Annotated in this window: 16 protein-coding genes and 1 pseudogene; 9 read left to right on the forward strand and 8 right to left on the reverse strand. The window is 72.8% G+C overall.

Annotated features, from left to right (window positions below; translation table 11 throughout):
• The first annotated feature begins 3 nt into the window (after positions 1-3).
• The gene (locus AC07F0_RS23455; RefSeq protein WP_478981566.1) at positions 4-639 is read left to right on the forward strand and encodes a DedA family protein; all 636 of its coding nucleotides are present in this window, start codon (positions 4-6) and stop codon (positions 637-639) included.
• On the opposite strand, the gene AC07F0_RS23460 is transcribed toward AC07F0_RS23455, so the two are convergent.
• The 4 genes from AC07F0_RS23460 to AC07F0_RS23475 form a co-directional block, all read right to left on the reverse strand.
• Positions 602-1,732, reverse strand: a complete 1,131-nt coding sequence (locus tag AC07F0_RS23460; RefSeq protein ID WP_478981568.1) for an MBL fold metallo-hydrolase — start codon at positions 1,730-1,732, stop codon at positions 602-604. The genes AC07F0_RS23455 and AC07F0_RS23460 overlap by 38 nt on opposite strands.
• Positions 1,729-2,973: an aminotransferase class I/II-fold pyridoxal phosphate-dependent enzyme gene (locus AC07F0_RS23465; protein WP_478981570.1), complete on the reverse strand. Its 1,245-nt coding sequence runs from the start codon at positions 2,971-2,973 to the stop codon at positions 1,729-1,731. Before AC07F0_RS23465 ends, AC07F0_RS23460 begins: the two co-directional genes overlap by 4 nt.
• Positions 2,974-3,163: 190 nt before the next feature.
• The gene (locus tag AC07F0_RS23470) at positions 3,164-3,856 is read right to left on the reverse strand and encodes a hypothetical protein (RefSeq protein WP_478981572.1); all 693 of its coding nucleotides are present in this window, start codon (positions 3,854-3,856) and stop codon (positions 3,164-3,166) included.
• Between the two features lie 224 nt (positions 3,857-4,080).
• A complete protein-coding gene (locus AC07F0_RS23475) occupies positions 4,081-4,875 on the reverse strand; it encodes an RNA polymerase sigma factor SigF (protein WP_478981574.1) in 795 nt (264 codons plus the stop codon).
• A 244-nt stretch (positions 4,876-5,119) separates the two neighbouring features.
• Between AC07F0_RS23475 and AC07F0_RS23480 the strand changes: the two genes are divergently transcribed.
• A complete protein-coding gene (locus tag AC07F0_RS23480; protein ID WP_478981576.1) occupies positions 5,120-6,913 on the forward strand; it encodes a thiamine pyrophosphate-requiring protein in 1,794 nt (597 codons plus the stop codon).
• Here AC07F0_RS23480 and AC07F0_RS23485 read toward each other — a convergent pair.
• Positions 6,867-7,052, reverse strand: coding sequence for a hypothetical protein (locus tag AC07F0_RS23485; RefSeq protein WP_436726223.1), 186 nt, complete (start codon positions 7,050-7,052; stop codon positions 6,867-6,869). The two genes, AC07F0_RS23480 and AC07F0_RS23485, sit on opposite strands and share 47 nt — an antisense overlap.
• 159 nt (positions 7,053-7,211) lie before the next feature.
• Here AC07F0_RS23485 and AC07F0_RS23490 point away from each other — a divergent pair, with 159 nt between their 5' ends.
• The 5 genes from AC07F0_RS23490 to AC07F0_RS23510 all read left to right on the forward strand — a co-directional run bounded on the left by AC07F0_RS23490 (position 7,212) and on the right by AC07F0_RS23510 (position 11,482).
• The gene (locus AC07F0_RS23490; RefSeq protein ID WP_436726222.1) at positions 7,212-7,613 is read left to right on the forward strand and encodes a DUF2795 domain-containing protein; all 402 of its coding nucleotides are present in this window, start codon (positions 7,212-7,214) and stop codon (positions 7,611-7,613) included.
• Positions 7,614-7,696: 83 nt separating this feature from the next.
• Positions 7,697-8,128: a CBS domain-containing protein gene (locus tag AC07F0_RS23495; RefSeq protein ID WP_478981578.1), complete on the forward strand. Its 432-nt coding sequence runs from the start codon at positions 7,697-7,699 to the stop codon at positions 8,126-8,128.
• A complete protein-coding gene (locus AC07F0_RS23500) occupies positions 8,125-8,832 on the forward strand; it encodes a diguanylate cyclase (RefSeq protein WP_478981579.1) in 708 nt (235 codons plus the stop codon). The genes AC07F0_RS23495 and AC07F0_RS23500 overlap by 4 nt, the downstream gene beginning before the upstream one ends.
• Before the next feature lie 5 nt (positions 8,833-8,837).
• Complete coding sequence (locus tag AC07F0_RS23505) at positions 8,838-9,380, forward strand: type 1 glutamine amidotransferase domain-containing protein (RefSeq protein WP_478981580.1); 543 nt, start codon at positions 8,838-8,840, stop codon at positions 9,378-9,380.
• On the forward strand, positions 9,380-11,482 hold the full coding sequence (locus AC07F0_RS23510; protein WP_478981581.1) for a catalase: 2,103 nt from the start codon (positions 9,380-9,382) through the stop codon (positions 11,480-11,482). The genes AC07F0_RS23505 and AC07F0_RS23510 overlap by 1 nt, the downstream gene beginning before the upstream one ends.
• An 892-nt stretch (positions 11,483-12,374) precedes the next feature.
• Here AC07F0_RS23510 and AC07F0_RS23515 read toward each other — a convergent pair.
• Positions 12,375-12,662, reverse strand: coding sequence for a DUF6158 family protein (locus AC07F0_RS23515; RefSeq protein ID WP_478981583.1), 288 nt, complete (start codon positions 12,660-12,662; stop codon positions 12,375-12,377).
• Positions 12,663-12,727: 65 nt separating this feature from the next.
• On the opposite strand from AC07F0_RS23515, the gene AC07F0_RS23520 reads away from it, so the two are divergent.
• Positions 12,728-13,828, forward strand: a complete 1,101-nt coding sequence (locus tag AC07F0_RS23520; RefSeq protein WP_478981585.1) for a baeRF2 domain-containing protein — start codon at positions 12,728-12,730, stop codon at positions 13,826-13,828.
• A gap of 226 nt (positions 13,829-14,054) precedes the next feature.
• Here AC07F0_RS23520 and AC07F0_RS23525 read toward each other — a convergent pair whose 3' ends face one another.
• A complete protein-coding gene (locus tag AC07F0_RS23525; protein ID WP_478981587.1) occupies positions 14,055-15,674 on the reverse strand; it encodes an ATP-binding cassette domain-containing protein in 1,620 nt (539 codons plus the stop codon).
• Between the two features lie 85 nt (positions 15,675-15,759).
• Positions 15,760-16,302 carry an MOSC domain-containing protein gene (locus AC07F0_RS23530; RefSeq protein ID WP_478981589.1) on the reverse strand — a complete coding sequence of 181 codons (543 nt, stop codon included), beginning with the start codon at positions 16,300-16,302 and terminating at the stop codon, positions 15,760-15,762.
• Positions 16,303-16,400: 98 nt separating this feature from the next.
• Here AC07F0_RS23530 and AC07F0_RS23535 point away from each other — a divergent pair.
• A pseudogene (locus AC07F0_RS23535) lies at positions 16,401-17,744 on the forward strand (diacylglycerol/lipid kinase family protein); the annotation flags it as partial.
• Between the last annotated feature and the right edge of the window lie 42 nt (positions 17,745-17,786).

The raw sequence follows: 17,786 nt of genomic DNA on the forward strand, positions 1-17,786 counted from the left end.
CCCGTGGCACAGGCCGCGATACCTCTGCTCGCGGCGTCGGCCGTCACCCCGGCGTCCGTCGTGCCGGAGTCCACGCAGCAGGCGATCGGTTATCCGACGCTTTTCGTGCTGGTGCTGGTCGGGGCGCTGGTGCCGGTGATCCCTACGGGCGCGCTGGTGAGTTCGGCGGCCGTGGTCGCCGTGCACCAGACGGCGCCGTTCTCGCTGGCGATGGTGTTCGTGACGGCGTCGCTGGCGGCGTTCCTCGGCGACGCGGCGCTGTACTGGCTGGGGCGGCGCGGGATGAAGTCGAAGAACGGCTCGCGCTGGCTGGAGGCGCTCCGGGCGCGGGCCCCCGAGGACCGGCTGGAGCAGGCGCAGACGAAGCTCGCCGAGCACGGTGTGGCGGTGCTGGTGCTGTCACGGCTGGTGCCGGCGGGGCGGATTCCGGTGATGTTGGCGTGTCTTCTGGCGAAGTGGCCCATACGGCGGTTCTCCCGGGGGAACCTGCCGGCCTGTCTGGCCTGGGCCGTGACGTATCAGTTGATCGGGGTTCTCGGGGGGTCGTTGTTCGATGAGCCGTGGGAGGGGGTCGTGGCGGCGATCGGGCTGACACTGCTGATCAGTGCGGTGCCGAGTGTGGTGCGGCGGGTTCGGTAGCGCCGTTGGAGGCTGTTTTGTTTCCGGGGTGCGGGTTCGTCGTCAGCACCCTTGAAGCGCCTACCGGCATGTCCCAGAGGTTTTCTCGGGGCCGGCCCGTCTTTTCCCAGGCCGCCCGTACCCGCGTGAGGGGCTCCAGGACCGGTTCCGCCGACAGGACGAAAGTGGCCCAGTGCATGGGGGCCATCCTGGTCGCTCCCAGGTCCTGGGCCGCTCGGACCGCTTCCTCCGGGTCGCAGTGGACGTCGCTGAGCCACCAGCGGGGGTCGTAGGCGCCGATGGGCAGGAGGGCGAGGTCGATACCGGGGTAGCGGCGGCCGATGCGGGAGAACCAGTGGCCGTAGCCCGTGTCGCCCGCGAAGTAGACGCGCTGCCCCTCCTGGTCGGTCAGGACCCAGCCGCCCCACAGGCTGCGGCAGGTGTCGGTGAGGGTGCGCTTGGACCAGTGGTGGGACGGGACGAAGTCGAAGCGGACGCCGTCGAGTTCGGCCGCCTCCCACCAGTCGAGCTCCGTGACACGGGTGAAGCGGCGGCGGTGGAACCAGCGGGCCAGGCCGGCCGGGACGAACACCGGGGTGTCGGGCGGCAGGCGGCGCAGCGTGGGGGCGTCCAAGTGGTCGTAGTGGTTGTGGCTGATGACGACGGCGTCGACGCGCGGCAGCGCCTCCCAGGGGACGCCCACGGGGGTGACGCGGGCCGGGGTGCCGAGGATCCGGCGGGACCAGACCGGGTCGGTGAGGACCGTGAGCCCGCCGATGCGCAGGACCCAGCTGGCGTGTCCCGCCCAGGTCACGGCGACCGTGCGGGCGTCGACGCGGGGCAGCGGGCCGGGGGCGTAGGGGAGCCGGGGGATGTCGGCGAGGCCTTCCGGGCCCGGCCTGACGGCGCCCTCGCGGGCGAAGCGGGCCATGGCCCTCAGGCCGGGCAGCGGGGCGGTCAGCCGGTCGTGGAACGTGCGCGGCCACACCCGGCGCTCGGCGAGTGGTCTCGGTTCGGCCAGCGGCGGGTACGGGGGCGCGAGGGGGGACGGGAGGGCCGCGTCGCCGGCTTCCCGAGTGGTCGTGCTCGTGGTCGACTCGGACTGCTGCGTCATCGAGGAGGCTCCCATCGCTGAGCGTCGTCACGGAGATCGTCGAAGACCGACTTCAGTTGGATCAACGCACGCTGCACGTGTGGCAGTTCCAACGGCGTGGGTGAGGTGAGGCATTCCGCGCGTTCCGTGGCGGAGCCGAGCAGCAGTGCGCCGGTCGAAAGCCGCACGCGCGGGGCTTCGAGCTCGTCGCCGAAGCGGTGGCCGCCGGGCGCGGGCATGCCGAGGCGGGCGGCGAGGAAGTCCTCCAGCTCCTGCGCGTCACCGATGTCGTGCGCGCTCAGCGCGGGGCGCAACGGTGCGAAGTCGACGTACAGATGGCGGCCGGCCCGCGGGGGCCGGGCGAGGGCGCCTGCCGCGACGACGACGGCGTGCGCCTCGGCGGCCAGGCGCGCGTGCAGGCGCACGGTGGCGGACATGCGCGCGGTGACCGGTTCCGGTTCCCTCAGCGCGTAGGCGGCCGCCGAGGCGACGGGAGCGGCGACCCGGGCGTCGAGCGCGGTGAGGACGTCGAGCACGCGCGCGTGAAGGCCGTCGGCGTCCTCGCCGGCCGGGAAGCGGGCCACCGCGGCCGGCCAGCCGGGCGGGAGGAAGGCCCCGGCCAGGTCGGTGACGACGGTGACCCTGCCGGGCAGCATCTCGGCGGGGCTGAGCAGCACGGTGTCGTGCGGGTCGTGCAGGGTGTCGCGCCAGGTCTCGTCGCTGACGAGGTGCAGGCCCTCCCCCAGGGCGGCCTCGACGGTCTCGTGCAGCAGTTCGGGAGGGGCGACGGTGGCCGTCGGGTCGTCGGCGACGGACAGCACCAGCAGGCGCGGATCACCGCCCTCGGCGCGGACCCGGCGCACGGTCTCCAGCAGGGCGTACGGATCGGGCACCCCGCCGCTCTCCGGCGGGGTCGGCACGTGGAAGACGGGGCGTCCCAGCAGGCGGGCGTACGGCGCCCACCAGGCGGCGCAGGGTCTCGGCACGAGGACGTCGCCGCCAAGGGCGGCGGTCAGGGCGAGCAGCAGCGCGGGCGCGCCGGGCCCGGCGGCCACCCTGCCGGGGTCGCAGTGCAGTCCGCGCCGGTCCCAGTAGCCGCAGGCGGCCTCCCGCAGGGCCTCTCCCCCGCCGACCGGCTCGTGATCGCCCCGGGACGCCGCGGCGGCGAGCACGGCGGACAGCTCCGGCAGCACGGGCAGTCCGTCGTCGGGGAGCGGCGGCCCGAACCGGACGGGGCCGTGGCCTTCCGGGTCCGTCCGCATCCGTACCTCCGCAGTGCCTGCTGCCGTGTCCTGTCGCCCTCGCCCGAGCCGTATCGCGCGTGCCCTCGGCCACTGAGTACCCATGGCGCCGTCGCCCCATGGGCTCCCCACCGGGTTGTGACGGTCACAGCATGAGCGGGCCGGGCCGGGGAAACCGGGGGGCTCGCGGGGCGGTGGTGCGCGCCGGGGCTCAGCGGTACGGGTCGCTCTCCCGGTTGCGCAGCCGGTGCACGGCGGCACCGAACGCCCCCGCGATCAGCACTCCGCCCGCGACCAGGGCGGGCACGGAGTCGGAGAAGGCACCGCCGTCGCCGGCGCGTACCCCGCGCTGGACGACCGCTTCCCCGCACTCGGCGGAGTGGTGCCGCGGTGCGTCGCGCTGTTCGTCGGGGCAGGGCTTGTGGGTGGGCCGGTGGGAGGGCTCGTGCGTCGGGTGGTGGGACGGCGTGTGGTGGCCACCGCCGTGCGCCACGGTGAACGTCGCGCTCCACGGCTTGCCCTCCCCGCCGGGGGCGGCCGGGCAGGTGCCGTCGACGGTCCACGCCGAGTCCTCGCCGAGGGCGTCGGGGTCTCCCTCGAAGTTGTCCGCGGGAGCGATACGGGCCGTGCCCCGGTAGGCCGGGCCGGACACCTCGTCGTCGTTGCCGGTCACCTTGCGCAACGGGACCGTGCCCTCGTCGAAGGCCTGCGAGGTCGCGTCGATGCTGTCGGGCGGCGGCCCCCCGGTCGGATCACAGCTGACCGAGATGGTGAGGGTGCCGCCGGGCTCCACGGTGGCCGGACTGACCTCGGCGGCGGGTTCGGCGGACACGACCGGCGCGAACCCGGCCAGGGCCGAGCCGGCCAGGACGGCTACGAAGAGTGCGTGGCGGGTGCGGCGCATGGACCGGACTCCTTCGGGCGACGGCAGAAAAGCCCTCCTGCCATCACAGTCAGCCCGCTACAACGCCGCGCGCGGCCAGACCCCATTGGCGGGACAGTGCCACTCAACCGGGTGAACCGGACGTCCCCCAGGGGCGCGGGGCTGTATCGATATGCGGCTCCGCCGCGTGGGCGCGACCGGCCACAACGGACCCGCAGCCGCAAGACCCCGACAGCCCCACGGCGCTACGCCACATCCCGCATGACCTGCTCCCGGACCCGACCGCAGCACCGGCTGATGAGCCGGGACACATGCATCTGCGAGATCCCCAGCTCCTCGGCGATCCGGCTCTGCGTCATGTCCCCGAAGAACCGCATGTACAGGATCGCCCGCTCCCGCTCCGGCAGCGCCGCCAGCCGCGACTTCACCGCCTCACGGTCCACGACCGTGTCCAGCGCCGGATCCGGCGACCCGAGCGCGTCGCTCAGGGAGTACCCGTCCTCACTGCCGGGCAGCTCCGCGTCCAGGGACAGGGCGGTGAAGCTCTCCAGCGCCTCCAGGCCGGTCTTGACGTCCTCCTCGCTCAGCTTCGCGTGCTCGGCGATCTCCGCCACGGTGGGCCGCCGGCCGGAGATGGTCTGGGACAGGTCCTGGGAGGCGAACCGGACGCGATTGCGCAGGTCCTGGACGCGGCGAGGTACGTGCAGGGTCCACATGTGGTCCCGGAAGTGCCGCTTGATCTCGCCGGTGATGGTGGGCACGGCGTAGCTCTCGAAGGCGTTGCCGAGCTCGGGGTCGTACCGGTCGACGGCCTTGACCAGGCCGAGGGCCGCGACCTGGCGCAGGTCCTCCAAGCTCTCGCCGCGGCTGCGGAAACGTCCGGCGAGCCGGTCGGCCATGGGCAGCCAGGCCTCGACGATCTCGTCGCGGAGCGCGTCGCGCTCGGGTCCGCCGGGCAGTGTGGCGAGCCTGCGGAAGGCGTCGGCGGTGTCGGGGGCGTCGTCGTGGGGGTGCTGCTTCGCGCTGGTGTGGATCGGCATGATGCGTCGCAATTCCCTTGCAGGTGCTCTGGGTTGGACGGTCACCGTGGGAGCGCGTCGACTGGGTGCGGACCAGGAGCGCCGGTGGCGGCGCGATTCGCCGCTCCCACGGACGTGCCTCCTGTCCGAAGCACTGAGGTGCGCCTGCCCCCGGCCCCCGCCCGCAAACCCGGAGAGGTTTTCCGCCGTCGCGCAGGGTGACTCGTACAGCTGGCTCTGTCCCCATACGTCCGGGAGGTCGTACATGAGCACCAAGGTCTCCGACCACGTCCTTCAGCGGTTGCGCGAGTGGGGGGTCGAGCAGGTCTTCGGTTATCCGGGCGACGGCATCAACGGCCTGCTCGCCGCATGGGGCCGGGCCGAGAACGAGCCCCGGTTCGTGCAGTCGCGGCACGAGGAGATGTCGGCGTTCCAGGCGGTCGGATACGCCAAGTTCAGCGGCCGTCTCGGAGTGTGCACGGCCACCTCCGGACCGGGCGCGATCCATCTCCTGAACGGCCTGTACGACGCCAAACTGGACCATGTCCCGGTGCTGGCGATCGTCGGCCAGACGCACCGCACCGCGATGGGCGGCTCCTACCAGCAGGAAGTGGATCTGCACTCGCTGTACAAGGACGTCGCCTCGGATTTCGTGGAGACGGTGACCGTGCCGGAGCAGCTGCCGAACGTGCTGGACCGGGCGATCCGCACCGCGTACGCGCGCCGCTGCCCGACCGCGATCATCATCCCCGGCGATGTGCAGGAGCTCGACTACTCGCCGCCGACGCACGAGTTCAAGATGGTGCCCTCCAGCCTGGACCGCAGTTCGTGGACGGCCGTGCCGTCCGACGACTCGGTGCGCCGGGCCGCCGAGATCCTCAACTCCGGCGACAAGGTGGCGATCCTGGTCGGCCAGGGCGCGGCCGGCGCGCGGGCCGAGGTGGAGTCGATCGCCGAGCTGCTCGGCGCCGGTGTCGCCAAGGCGCTGCTCGGCAAGGACGTCCTCAGCGACGAACTGCCGTACGTCACCGGCTCGATCGGCCTGCTGGGCACGCGTCCGTCGTACGAGCTGATGCGGGACTGCGACACGCTGCTGACCATCGGGTCGTCGTTCCCGTACACCCAGTTCATGCCGGAGTTCGGCAAGGCGCGGGGTGTGCAGATCGACATCGACCCGCACATGGTCGGGATGCGCTACCCGTACGAGGTGAACCTGGTCGGTGACGCGAAGGCCACGCTGGAGCGGCTGATCCCGCTGATCGAGGAGGGGCGCGGGCGCGAGTGGTACGACACGGTGTGCGCCAACGTGACGCGCTGGCGTGAGGTCATGGAGCGCCGTGCGGGACTCGACGCCGACCCGATCAACCCGGAGTACGTGGCCCGCGCCCTGGACCCGCTGCTGCCGGACAACGCGATCATCGCCTCCGACTCGGGTTCGACGGCGAACTGGTACGCGCGGCACCTGACCATGCGGCCGGGCATGCGGGGCTCGCTCTCCGGCACGCTGGCGACGATGGGCTGCGGGGTGCCGTACGTGATCGGCGCGAAGTTCGCGCACCCGGACCGGCCCGCGATCGCGCTGGTGGGCGATGGGGCGATGCAGATGAACGGGATGGCGGAGCTGATCACGGCGGCGAAGTACCGCCACCAGTGGGAGGACCCGCGGCTGGTGATCGCCGTCTGGAACAACCAGGATCTGAATCAGGTCACGTGGGAGATGCGGGCCATGGAGGGCGCGCCGCAGTTCCTGCCGTCGCAAGCGATCCCGGACGTGCAGTACGCCGCGTTCGCGCGTTCCCTGGGGCTGACCGGCATCCGGGTGGAGAAGCCTGAGGACGTCGAGGCGGGCTGGCGTGCCGCGCTGGAGGCGGACGGCCCCGCGGTGGTCGAGTTCCTGACGGATCCGGCCGTCCCACCGATCCCGCCGCACGCCACCTGGGAGCAGATGGAGGCGACCGCCGCGTCGATCCTGAAGGGCGACTCGGACCGGGGATCGGTGGTCAAGCAGGGCTTCAAGGCGAAGATGCAGGAGTTCCTGCCGGGGCGCGAGAAGAAGTAGCGGTCGCCGCCGCCGGGGGCACGCCGGCCGGTTCGCGCCGGTCGGCGCCGTCCTGCGACAGCAGCAGCTCCTCGTAGCGGCCCAGCAGCAACACCACTCCGAGCATGAGCACCGGAAGCAGCACAGCGAGCATCGCCATGGCGTGTCCTTCCCCAGAGATGAGTGGGGGGTGTGATCCGGGTCTCCCCCAGGCCGTGGCGCAAACCCGTGTGGAGGGCACCGATCCGGGGTGGCGGACCCGTGTCGGCTCGCGGTGTTCGGGTACGCGGTGCGGACCCCCGACCGTCTGGAGGGAGACATGCAGCGAGGCAGCGACCGGCTGAGCGTCCATCGTGACGACGAGATGAAGCATGAACTCCAGGGGCTGCTCAGGTCCGGGCACCCCACCCGCAGTGAGGAGTGGCACGACCCGGAGCCGGCTGCCGAGGACGACCCCGAGGTCGCGCGCGGGCCGGTGACGCCGAGCCGTGCGCCGACGTCCCTGGAGTCGGTACGCCTGGAGCTGGCCCGGATCCTGGGCCGCAGGGCGTTCCCGGCGAGCGCGCGCGACCTGGCCCGGGAACTGCGCGGCCACCAGGCGCCCGACGCCCTCGTCGAGGACCTGGAGCGGCTGCCGCGCCAGGAGCGCTACGGCAATGTCCAGGAGCTGGCCCAGGCCCTGATCCGGGCCCGGGAGACCGGACCGGAGGAGTACGCGTAGGGACCGCGACGGGGTGTGCCGCGGGCGGGCCGGCCCGCCCGCGGCGCCCCGCCGGCCGGGGAACGGAGGGAGGGCCCTCAGTGATGGCCGAGTTGGTGAAGGACGTGATGACCCCGGGTGTGGTCGCCGTACGCCCGGACGCCTCGCTCGTCGAGGCGGCGCAGTTGATGCGCACCCAGAACATCGGCGACGTGGTGGTGGCCGAGGGACAGGCCGTGATCGGCGTGCTCACCGACCGTGACATCACGGTACGGGCGGTGGCCGACGGGGCCGACCCGATGACGGTCAGCGCGCAGTCGGTGTGCACACCGGACCCGGTGACGGTGACGCCAAACGACCCGGTGACGACCGCCGTGTCGCTGATGCGCGAGCACGCGGTGCGCCGCCTGCCGGTGGTGGAGAACGGGCTGCCGGTCGGGATGGTGAGCCTCGGCGACCTGGCCGAGGCCGAGGACCCCGCCTCGGCGCTCGCCGACATCAGCCGCGCCGAGCCGGACGCCCGAGGTGGTGTGTGAGCACCGACCAGGCGAAGGAGATCACAGCCAGTGGCGTCACCGTGGACGTCGGTGACGCCACGACCCGCTATCTGCTGTACGGGCTGCTGCCCGGCTGGTTCGTGCCCGGGGTGGCCGACTGGGTGATGCACCGGCGGACCCGTATCGAGGAGACCGCGGGCACCAAGGAGTCGTTGATCCTCCCCCACTGCCTCAAGGGCGTGGGAGGTGCCCCCACGCTGATGATGGCCGAGGTCGGCATCCCGATCGCGCTGACGCTGCGCTACGAGATCAACCCGTTGCTGCTGAGCGTGCAGCTGGGCGGGGCCGCAGTGCATGAGGCGACGGCGCTGTGGGACGTCCGGACGGCCGTCGACAGCGAGCGGGAGGTCAAGCCGGTCGAGCAGCACGTCCACAGCTTTCTGGAGTCGCTGCCGTTCGCGGCGCTGGCCTCCCTGATGTGCCTGCACGCCGACCAGGTGAAGTCGCTGTTGCGCGGCGGCCGCGGGGACCCCGACGCGTGGCGGCTGGTACCGCGCCGGCGGCCGCTGTCGCGCGGCTATCTGGCGGGCATCGCCGCGGCGATCGGCACCTGTGTGCTGCTGCCGTACGGCGAGGAGTTGCTGCGGTGCGTGCGCACGGGCCGCAGGAACCGCAAGAACGACAAGAACGCGAGGAGCGACGCGGCGCGCTGGAGCGCCGCACGCTCCGGGAAAGGACGTTGAGCATCATGCGTATCGCATTTCTGGTAGCGCCCGAGGGCGTCGAGCAGGTGGAGCTGACCGATCCGTGGCAGGCCGCGAAGGAAGCCGGTCACGAGCCCGTGCTGGTGTCGACGAAGCAGGGTGAGATCCAGGCGTTCAACCACCTCGACAAGGCGGACACCTTCCCCGTGGACGAGGTCGTGGGCGAGGCCGCTCCGGGCTCGTTCGGCGCGCTGGTGCTGCCGGGCGGGGTGGCCAACCCGGACTTCCTGCGGATGGACGGCACGGCCGTCGCGTTCGTCCGGGACTTCTTCGAGCAGGGCCGCCCTGTGGCCGCGATCTGCCACGCGCCGTGGACGCTGGTCGAGGCGGACGTCGTACGCGGCCGGGTGCTGACCTCGTGGCCGAGTCTGCGGACCGACATCCGCAACGCGGGCGGCACCTGGGTCGACGAGCAGGTGAAGGTCTGTGACCACGGGGCCAACAAGCTGGTCACCAGCCGCAAGCCGGACGATCTGAAGGCGTTCTGCGAGACCTTCCTCGACGTCTTCGCCGAGGAGGCCGCCTGATGGCCTCTCCCGCCGACCGGAAACAGCAACAGCGCGAGGCCTTCAAGGCGGACGATCCGGCCGGCGGACCGCTCACCACCGACCAGGGAGTCGAGGTCGACCACACCGACGACTCCCTGGCGGCGGGCGAGCGCGGTCCGACGCTGATGGAGGACTTCCACTTCCGGGAGAAGCTCACCCGCTTCGACCACGAGCGGATCCCGGAACGGGTGGTGCACGCGCGGGGCGCGGGCGCGTACGGCTATTTCGAACCGTACGAGTCCTGCGCGGAGTTCACCCGTGCGGCGTTCCTCCAGGACCCGGCCGTGCGCACGCCCGTGTTCGTACGGTTCTCGACCGTGCAGGGCCCCAAGGGCTCGGCGGACACGGTGCGGGACGTGCGCGGCTTCGCGACCAAGTTCTACACGTCGGAGGGCAATTACGACCTGGTCGGGAACAACTTCCCCGTCTTCTTCATCCAGGACGGCGTCAAGTTCCCCGATTTCGTGCACGCGGTGAAGCCCGAGCCGCACAACGACATCCCGACGGGCGCGTCCGCGCACGACACCCTGTGGGACTTCGTGTCGCTCCAGCCCGAGACGCTGCACGCGATCATGTGGCTGATGTCGGACCGGGCCATCCCGCGCAGCTATCGCATGATGCAGGGCTTCGGCGTGCACACCTTCCGGTTCGTCAACGCGGACGGGAAGGGCACGTTCGTGAAGTTCCACTGGAAGCCGCGACTCGGCGTGCACTCGCTGGTGTGGGACGAGGCGCAGGAGTGCCAGGGCCGGGATCCGGACTTCAACCGGCGTGACCTGTGGGACGCGATCGAGGCGGGCGAGTACCCCGAGTGGGAACTGGGCGTGCAACTCGTGCCGGAGGAGGACGAGTTCGCGTTCGACTTCGATCTGCTCGACCCGACGAAGATCATCCCGGAGGAGCAGGTGCCGGTGCGGCCGATCGGCCGGATGGTGCTGGACCGCAATCCGGAGAACTTCTTCGCGGAGACCGAGCAGGTCGCCTTCCACACGGCGAACGTCGTGCCCGGGATCGACTTCACCAACGACCCGCTGCTCCAGGCGCGGAACTTCTCCTACCTGGACACCCAGCTGATCCGGCTCGGCGGGCCCAACTTCTCGCAGCTGCCGGTGAACCGGCCGGTCGCGCCGGTGCGCAACAACCAGCGCGACGGCTACCACCAGAGCGCGATCCACTCCGGCACGAACTACTTCCCGAACTCGCTCGGCGGTGGCTGCCCGGCCCACGCGGGCGCCGGCGGAAATGCCTACACGCATTACGCCGAACGGGTGGACGGCCACAAGATCAGGCGTCGCAGTCCCAGCTTCCAGGACCACTACAGCCAGCCCGCGATGTTCTGGAACAGCATGGCGGACTGGGAGAAGCAGCACATCGTCGAGGCGTTCCGGTTCGAGCTCGGCAAGGTGGGCGCGATGACCGTGCGGGCGCGCACCGTCGAGCACCTGGCCAAGGTCGACGGGGAGCTGGCGGTGCAGGTGGCACGGGGTGTCGGGGTGCCTGAGCCGTCCGCCGCCGAGTCCGCGTCCAAGTCGGCCTCCCCGGCGCTCAGCCTGGAGTCGCTGCGCGGGGACGGTTCGATCCGGACCCGGCAGATCGCCGTGCTGGTCACCGACGGCGTGGACGCCGAGCAGATCACCTCCGTGCGGGAGCGGCTGGCCGCCGAGGGGGCGATCGTCGAGGCGCTGGCCCCGGCTGACGGGACGATCACCGGGTCCGACGGTGAGACGTACGCGGTCGACCGTGCGCTGCCGACCGTGGCGTCCGTGCTGTACGACGCCGTGCTGCTGCCCGGCGGGCCCGTCGGCACCCCGCCGACGGCGGCCGACCCGGACGCCGTGCGGTTCGTACGGGACGCCTACCGGCACGGCAAGCCGGTGGGCGCACTCGGCTCGGGCGTGGGCGTCCTGTCGGCCCTGGAGCCCGAGGGCCTGCGGCTGTCGACGGAGTTCCACCGCGTGGTCACGGACCAGGGCGTGGTGACGGACACGTCTCCGGGCCCGGCGAGCGAGGAGTTCCTGAACGCGTACTGCGCCGCGATCGCGGCACACCGGCACTGGGGACGGGCGCCGGTGCGGCACTGAGCCGGGGTGGGGCAGGGCCGGGCCGCGCTTGTGGGGGCGCGGCCCGGCTCGCTTTGTGCTTTGTGCTGCGAGGGGGGCGTCTCGTGGTGTGGCGGTTGGGAGGCGGCTCGGGTTGTGCCGATGCCGGCCTGTTCGCGATGCGCCTCTACGGAACGGATCGCGTGCTGGTGCAGTGCGCACCGGGCCGGGTTGCGCCGGTGCGAAGCGGCTCGCCTTGTGCCGATGCGAACCCGGTCGTGACGGGCGGTGCGAACCCGCGCGCGAGGCATCGCCGGGGCCGGGGCGCGTTTGAGTGGTGCGGATCAGGCCGGGTGGCGGCGGCGCGGAGCGGGCCGCCTCGTACCGCGGCGAACCCGGCCGCGAGGGTGCGGACCCGCGCGCGAAGCGCCACCGGGGCAGGGGCGCGTTTGAGTGGTGCGGATCAGGCCGGGTGGCGGCGGCGCGGAGCGGGCCCGCCTCGTACCGCGGCGAACCCGGCCGCGAGGGTGCGGACCCGCGCGCGAAGCGCCGCCGGGGCCGGGGCGCGTTTGAATGGTGCCGATCAGGCCGGGTGGCGGCGGCGCGGAGCGGGCCCGCCTCGTACCGCGGCGAACCCGGCCGCGAGGGTGCGGACCCGCGCGCGAAGCGCCACCGGGGCCGGGGCGCGTTTGAATGGTGCCGATCAGGCCGGGCGGCGGCGGCGCGGAGCAGGCCGCCTCGTACCGCGGCGAACCCGGCCGCGAGGGTGCGGACCCGCGCGCGAAGCGCCGGCGGGGCCGGGGTCCGCTGTGCGGTGCGGGCCAGGCCGGACTGTGCCGGCGCGGGCGGGGGGCGCGAAGTGACCGGTGCCGACCGAGTCGCGTTGTGCCACTGCCCGCCGGGGTGCGTCGCTTCCGTGCTGGTCCGGCGGGGTTCAGGTCCCGGGAGTCGTGGGGGTCACCGAGTCCCCGCTTCGCCGTTCCCGGGCGCCTTCGCGGGTGCGGCCCGAGGCCACCGGGCGGCGCGGGTTGCGGCGCAGGAACTCGCCCTCCAGCTGCGCCATGCGCTCGTTGTGGGCCCGCAGCGCGTCGTTCGAGCCGTAGAGCAGCGTGTCGTGGCGCGTGCGGTGGATGGTCTCCAGCTCCTTCATGAGCTGCTGGTCGTCCAGCCGGTCAGGGTCCACTCCGGTCATGGTGTTGCCCCGCTCGTCGTGTTCGTTCATGTGGTCCGGGTACCCGCCCGGGGAGCAACTGAGCACTACCCCCGAGCGGCATCCAGGAGGGAGCCATGGATCTCGCCTTTCTGCACCCACTGTACGAACACCCCGGGCCTTGGGCCTCGGTGTACGTCGACACCTCCCGGCATACGGAGGCCACCCCCCACGAGCGGCAGCTCACGGCCCAGGCGATGTCCAGGCAGCTGGCCGACCAGGGCGCGGACGAGGCGACCTGCCGGGCCGTGCAGAGCGCGATCGAGGACCTGCGGCACTCTTCGGAACCGCACGGCCGGGCCCTGTTCGCCCGCGCCGGCGAGGTGGTCCTCGACCCGCCGCTGGCCCGACCCCCGCAGGGCGGCGACTGGGCCGAATGGGCCCCGCTGCCGCGTGTGACGCCGCTGCTGGAGCTGGCCGGCGAGGACCCGGTGTGCGTGGTGGCGTACGTCGACCGCAAGGGCGCGGACTTCGAGCTGCGCAGCGCACTGGGCAGCGAGGGCGCCGGAAGCGTCACCGGCCGCCAGTGGCCGGTGCACCGGACGAGCTCCGTGGACTGGTCCGAGCGGCATTTCCAGCTGCGGGTGGAGAACACCTGGGAGCACAACGCCGCGGAGATCGCCGACGCGCTCGCCGTGTGCCAGGAGGAGACCCGCGCCGACCTGCTGATTCTCGTCGGCGACGACCGTGAGCGGCGGTCCGTGCACGAGCGGCTGCCCAAGCGGCTGCACGACCTCGTCGTCGAGGCGCCGCACGGCAGCGGCAGCCGGCTCCTCGACGAGGACGTGGAGCGGGCCCGGGCCGAGCACGTGGCGCGGCGGGCCGAGGCGGAGCTGGAGCGGTTCCTGGCCGCCCGGAACCCGGACGACGAGGGCCGCACCGGAGCCGTGGAGGGCGTGCCCGCGCTGATCGAGGCGGCGCGCGAGCGCCGCATCGACGAGCTGCTGATCAGGCCGGACGGGCCGGACGCGCACCGCGAGGTGTGGATCGGCGAGGACCCGGACCAGGTCGCGGTGCGGCGTACGGACCTGAAGATCCTCGGCGAGCAGCACTCCTGGCCGACCCGCGCGGACGACGCGCTGATCCGGTCGGCCGTGGCGACGGACGCGGCGGCCCTGGCCGTTGCGGAGCGCGAGGTTCCGGTCGGCGGTCTCGGGGCGCTGCTCCGCTGGAAGTGAGCGGGGAGCCGGGTCCCTAGGTCGTGTCCGCAAAGTCCCGTCGTCCGCCCGGAGGGCGGGCCCCGCGGCGTCTGGAGCGTGCTCTCGGTGCACCGGACGGAGTCCCTCGTACTGGATGTACTCGGGGCTTCGTCCGGTGCGGCGAGTGGGGGCACCTCCCACGCCCTTGAGGCAGTGGGGGAGCGTGCCGGGCGTCGCGGGGCAGGCGGGACTTCGCGGACACGGCCTAGCGGGCCCGTTCCACCCTGCGTTCGTCCCAGACCGGGTCCGGGGTCTCCCGGACCCGGCCGTCGCTGCCGAAGACCAGGTAGCGGTCGAAGGAGCGGGCGAACCAGCGGTCGTGCGTGACCGCGAGGACCGTACCCTCGAAGGCCTCCAGGCCCTCCTGGAGTGCCTCAGCGGACTCCAGGTCCAGGTTGTCGGTCGGCTCGTCGAGCAGCAGCGCCGTCACGCCCTGGAGCTCCAGCAGGAGGATCTGGAAGCGGGCCTGCTGGCCGCCGGACAGGCGGTCGAACGTCTGCTCGGCCTGGTTCGTCAGCTCGTAGCGGCGCAGCCGGGACATCGCCGCGCCGCGGTCCTGTGCGTGTTCCGTCCACAGGATGTCGAGCAGTGTGCGGCCCTCCAGCTCCGGGTGCGCGTGCGTCTGCGCGAAGTGCCCGGGGACGACGCGGGCTCCCAGTTTCCAGTGGCCCGTGTGCGCCACGTCGCCGCCGGCGAGCAGGCGCAGGAAGTGGGACTTGCCGGAGCCGTTGGAGCCGAGGACGGCGACGCGTTCGCCGTAGAAGACCTCCAGGTCGAAGGGCTTCATCAGGCCGGTGAGTTCGAGCCCTTCGCAGGTGACGGCCCGGACGCCGGTGCGACCGCCCTTGAGCCGCATCCTGATGTCCTGCTCACGGGGCGGCTCGGGCGGCGGGCCGGCCTCCTCGAACTTGCGCAGCCGGGTCTGGGCGGCGGCGTAGCGAGAGGCCATCTCATGGCTGACGGCTGCGGCTTGACGGAGCGTCAGCACCAGCTTCTTCAGCTGGGCGTGTTTCTCGTCCCAGCGCCTGCGCAGTTCCTCGAAGCGCTCGAACCGCTGCCGGCGGGCCTCATGGTACGTGCCGAAACCGCCGCCGTGCACCCAGGCGTCGGCGCCCGCGGGGCCGGGTTCCAGGGAGATGATCCGCTGGGCGGCGCGGGCGAGCAGTTCGCGGTCGTGGGAGACGAACAGGACGGTCTTGCGGGTCTCCGCGAGGCGCTCCTCCAGCCAGCGTTTGCCGGGGACGTCGAGGTAGTTGTCGGGCTCGTCGAGGAGGAGCACCTCGTCGGTGCCGCGCAGGAGGGCCTCCAGGACGAGCCGTTTCTGCTCGCCCCCGGAGAGGGTGCGGACCTGGCGCCACTGTGCCTTCTCGTAGGGAATGCCGAGAGCGGCCGTGGTGCACATGTCCCACAGCGTCTCGGCCTCGTAGCCGCGGGCCTCGGCCCAGTCGGCGAGGGCCTGCGCGTATTTCAGCTGGGCGGCCTCGTCGTCGACGGTCATGAGGGCGTGCTCGGCGATGTCCACGGCGTGGGCCGCCTCGCGGATGCGGGGGGTGGCGACGGACACGAGCAGGTCCCGCACGGTGCTCTCGTCGCGTACGGATCCGACGAACTGCCGCATCACGCCGAGCCCGCCGCCCACGGTGACGGTTCCGCCGTGCGGCTTGAGCTCACCGGCGAGCATGCGTAGCAGGGTCGTCTTCCCGGCCCCGTTGGGCCCCACGAGGGCGACGACGGCCCCCTCCCCCACCCGGAACGAGACGTCACCCAGCAGCGCCCTTCCGTCGGGCAGGTAGTACTCCAGATGCGCTGCTTCAAGGTGACCCATGGGCGCGATTCTGCGCGGCGGACGTCGCCCCGGGCAAACCCATTTCCGCCGGGCCTGGCAACCGCCCGGCCTCAGCGACGACGGGTCAGACCCGGTCCAAGGGCCGGTGCGGCCCCGCAGGCAGTTCAACCGCGATCGCGTCGCCGGGACGCACCACGCCCCCTTCCCGCACCACGCTCATGATCCCGGCCTTGCGCACGACGTTCCCCGCCTCGTCGCGCCCCACCACCCGCTTCAGCAGCCCGTCCTGGAAGATGTCGATCTGCAGGCAGGGATTGCGCAGGCCGGTCACCTCCAGCACCGCGGTCTCGCCGATGCGCAGCAGCGTGCCGACCGGCAGACCGAGCAGATCGATGCCCCGCGTGGTGATGTTCTCGCCGAGTTCGCCGGGCGCCACCTTGAACCCCTCCTCACCGACCTCCTCGAAGAGTTCCTCGTGCATGAGGTGCACCTGGCGCAGGTTCGGCTGGGTCGGATCCTGCGCGATGCGCGACCGGTGCTTGACCGTCACACCGGCGTGCACGTCCCCCTCCACACCCAGCCCGGCGAGCAGCCTGATGCTGTCCCGGTTCGGCTTGGTGAACGAGTACTCCCCGTTGCTGCTGACCGCAGTCACTCGCCCGCTCATACTCCGGTTCCCCCTCTTCGGTCGGATGATCACCGCTGAAGCCTGCCCGGCGCCGGTCGGTGTGTCCACCCCCCTCCGGGTACCCGCACCCCATGACGCCCGCCGTCCTGCCCCGCCTGAGCCGCCCCGCGAACCACGGCGCCCTGTGGTTCGCGGCCGCCGCCGCCCTCGCCGCGACCCGCACCCCCCGCGCCCGCCGCGCGGCGACCCGCGGCCTGGCCTCGCTCGGCCTCGCCTCCCTCACCGTCAGCGCGCTCGGCAAGCGCCCGGTTTCGGCGATGGGGCAGCGGAAGCGGCGGCCGACCGCCACCGCGTTCCCCTCCGGGCACGCCGCATGGGCCGCCGCCTTCGCGACCGGTGTCGCCCTGGAGTCCCCCGCCTGGGGCACGGTCGTCGTCCCGGTGGCCGCCTCCGTCGTCCTCGCCCGAGCCGGCAGCGGTCGGCACGTCCCGGGCGACGTCCTGGCGGGCGCCGCCCTGGGCGTGGGTGCCGCGTTCGCCGTACGGGCCATGGTGCCGACGCGCGGCCAGGTCGCTCCGCCGGCCCGGCCCCGCGCCGAGGTCCCGGCGCTGCCGGACGGCGCGGGGCTGGTGCTGGTGGCTAACACCGCCGCGGGGAGCGCGGAGCGGGTCCGTGCCCTGCGGGACGCCCTCCCCCGGGCCGAGGTCGTCGAGTGCGAGCCGGGAGACGTGCCCGCCGAGTTGGAGAAGGCGGCCGCCCGTGCCCGGGTCCTCGGCGTGTGCGGCGGCGACGGCACCGTGAACGCCGCCGCCCGTGTCGCGCTCGGGGCCCGCCTGCCCCTCGCGGTGCTGCCGGGCGGGACCCTCAACCACTTCGCCTACGACCTGGGCATCGAGGACGTACGCGATCTCGCCCGCGCGCTGCGTGCGGGCGAGGCCGTGCGCGTGGACGTGGGCCGGTACTCCTGCGGCGCGGAGCACGGCGTCTTCCTCAACACGTGCAGTGTCGGCGTCTACGCGGAGCTCGTGCGTGAGCGGGAGCGCTGGTCGCACCGGATCGGCGGCTGGCCCGCCGGGGTGGTCGCGGCCCTGCGCGTACTGCGGGCCGACCGGCACCCGCTGGAGGCCGAGGTCCAGGGCCGTACGCGTCCGTTGTGGCTGCTGTTCGCCGGGAACGGCACCTATCACCGCATGGGGCTGGCGTCCGGGCGCCGGAGGGACCTGGCGGACGGGCAGCTCGACGTGCGGGTCGTGCACGGCGGTCGCCGGCCGGCGGTCCGGCTGCTCGCCGCCGCTCTCGCGGGACCGCTGACCCGCTCCCCCGCCCACGCCGCCGTCCAGGTGGAACGGCTGCAGCTGGATCATGTGGCGCCCGGCACGCTCCTCGCCTACGACGGTGAAGTCACCGAGGTGGAGGGCCGCGTGACCTTGGAGAAGCTGCCCGAGGCGCTGACCGTCTACCGGCCGATCCCGTCCGACTGACACGGCGTCAGTCCAGATGCTGGGAATGCGGTCTCAATATGC

It is taken from the genome of Streptomyces sp. NPDC045955 (assembly GCF_056430805.1).

Bases quoted from the DNA above. Each gene is read 5' to 3' on its own strand.
- AC07F0_RS23460 (WP_478981568.1), bottom strand. From the start codon at position 1,732: ATGACGCAGCAGTCCGAGTCGACCACGAGCACGACCACTCGGGAAGCC.
- AC07F0_RS23465 (WP_478981570.1), bottom strand. From the start codon at position 2,973: ATGCGGACGGACCCGGAAGGCCACGGCCCCGTCCGGTTCGGGCCGCCG.
- AC07F0_RS23470 (WP_478981572.1), bottom strand. From the start codon at position 3,856: ATGCGCCGCACCCGCCACGCACTCTTCGTAGCCGTCCTGGCCGGCTCG.
- AC07F0_RS23475 (WP_478981574.1), bottom strand. From the start codon at position 4,875: ATGCCGATCCACACCAGCGCGAAGCAGCACCCCCACGACGACGCCCCC.
- AC07F0_RS23480 (WP_478981576.1), top strand. From the start codon at position 5,120: ATGAGCACCAAGGTCTCCGACCACGTCCTTCAGCGGTTGCGCGAGTGG.
- AC07F0_RS23485 (WP_436726223.1), bottom strand. From the start codon at position 7,052: ATGGCGATGCTCGCTGTGCTGCTTCCGGTGCTCATGCTCGGAGTGGTG.
- AC07F0_RS23490 (WP_436726222.1), top strand. From the start codon at position 7,212: ATGCAGCGAGGCAGCGACCGGCTGAGCGTCCATCGTGACGACGAGATG.
- AC07F0_RS23495 (WP_478981578.1), top strand. From the start codon at position 7,697: ATGGCCGAGTTGGTGAAGGACGTGATGACCCCGGGTGTGGTCGCCGTA.
- AC07F0_RS23505 (WP_478981580.1), top strand. From the start codon at position 8,838: ATGCGTATCGCATTTCTGGTAGCGCCCGAGGGCGTCGAGCAGGTGGAG.
- AC07F0_RS23510 (WP_478981581.1), top strand. From the start codon at position 9,380: ATGGCCTCTCCCGCCGACCGGAAACAGCAACAGCGCGAGGCCTTCAAG.
- AC07F0_RS23515 (WP_478981583.1), bottom strand. From the start codon at position 12,662: ATGAACGAACACGACGAGCGGGGCAACACCATGACCGGAGTGGACCCT.
- AC07F0_RS23520 (WP_478981585.1), top strand. From the start codon at position 12,728: ATGGATCTCGCCTTTCTGCACCCACTGTACGAACACCCCGGGCCTTGG.
- AC07F0_RS23525 (WP_478981587.1), bottom strand. From the start codon at position 15,674: ATGGGTCACCTTGAAGCAGCGCATCTGGAGTACTACCTGCCCGACGGA.
- AC07F0_RS23530 (WP_478981589.1), bottom strand. From the start codon at position 16,302: ATGAGCGGGCGAGTGACTGCGGTCAGCAGCAACGGGGAGTACTCGTTC.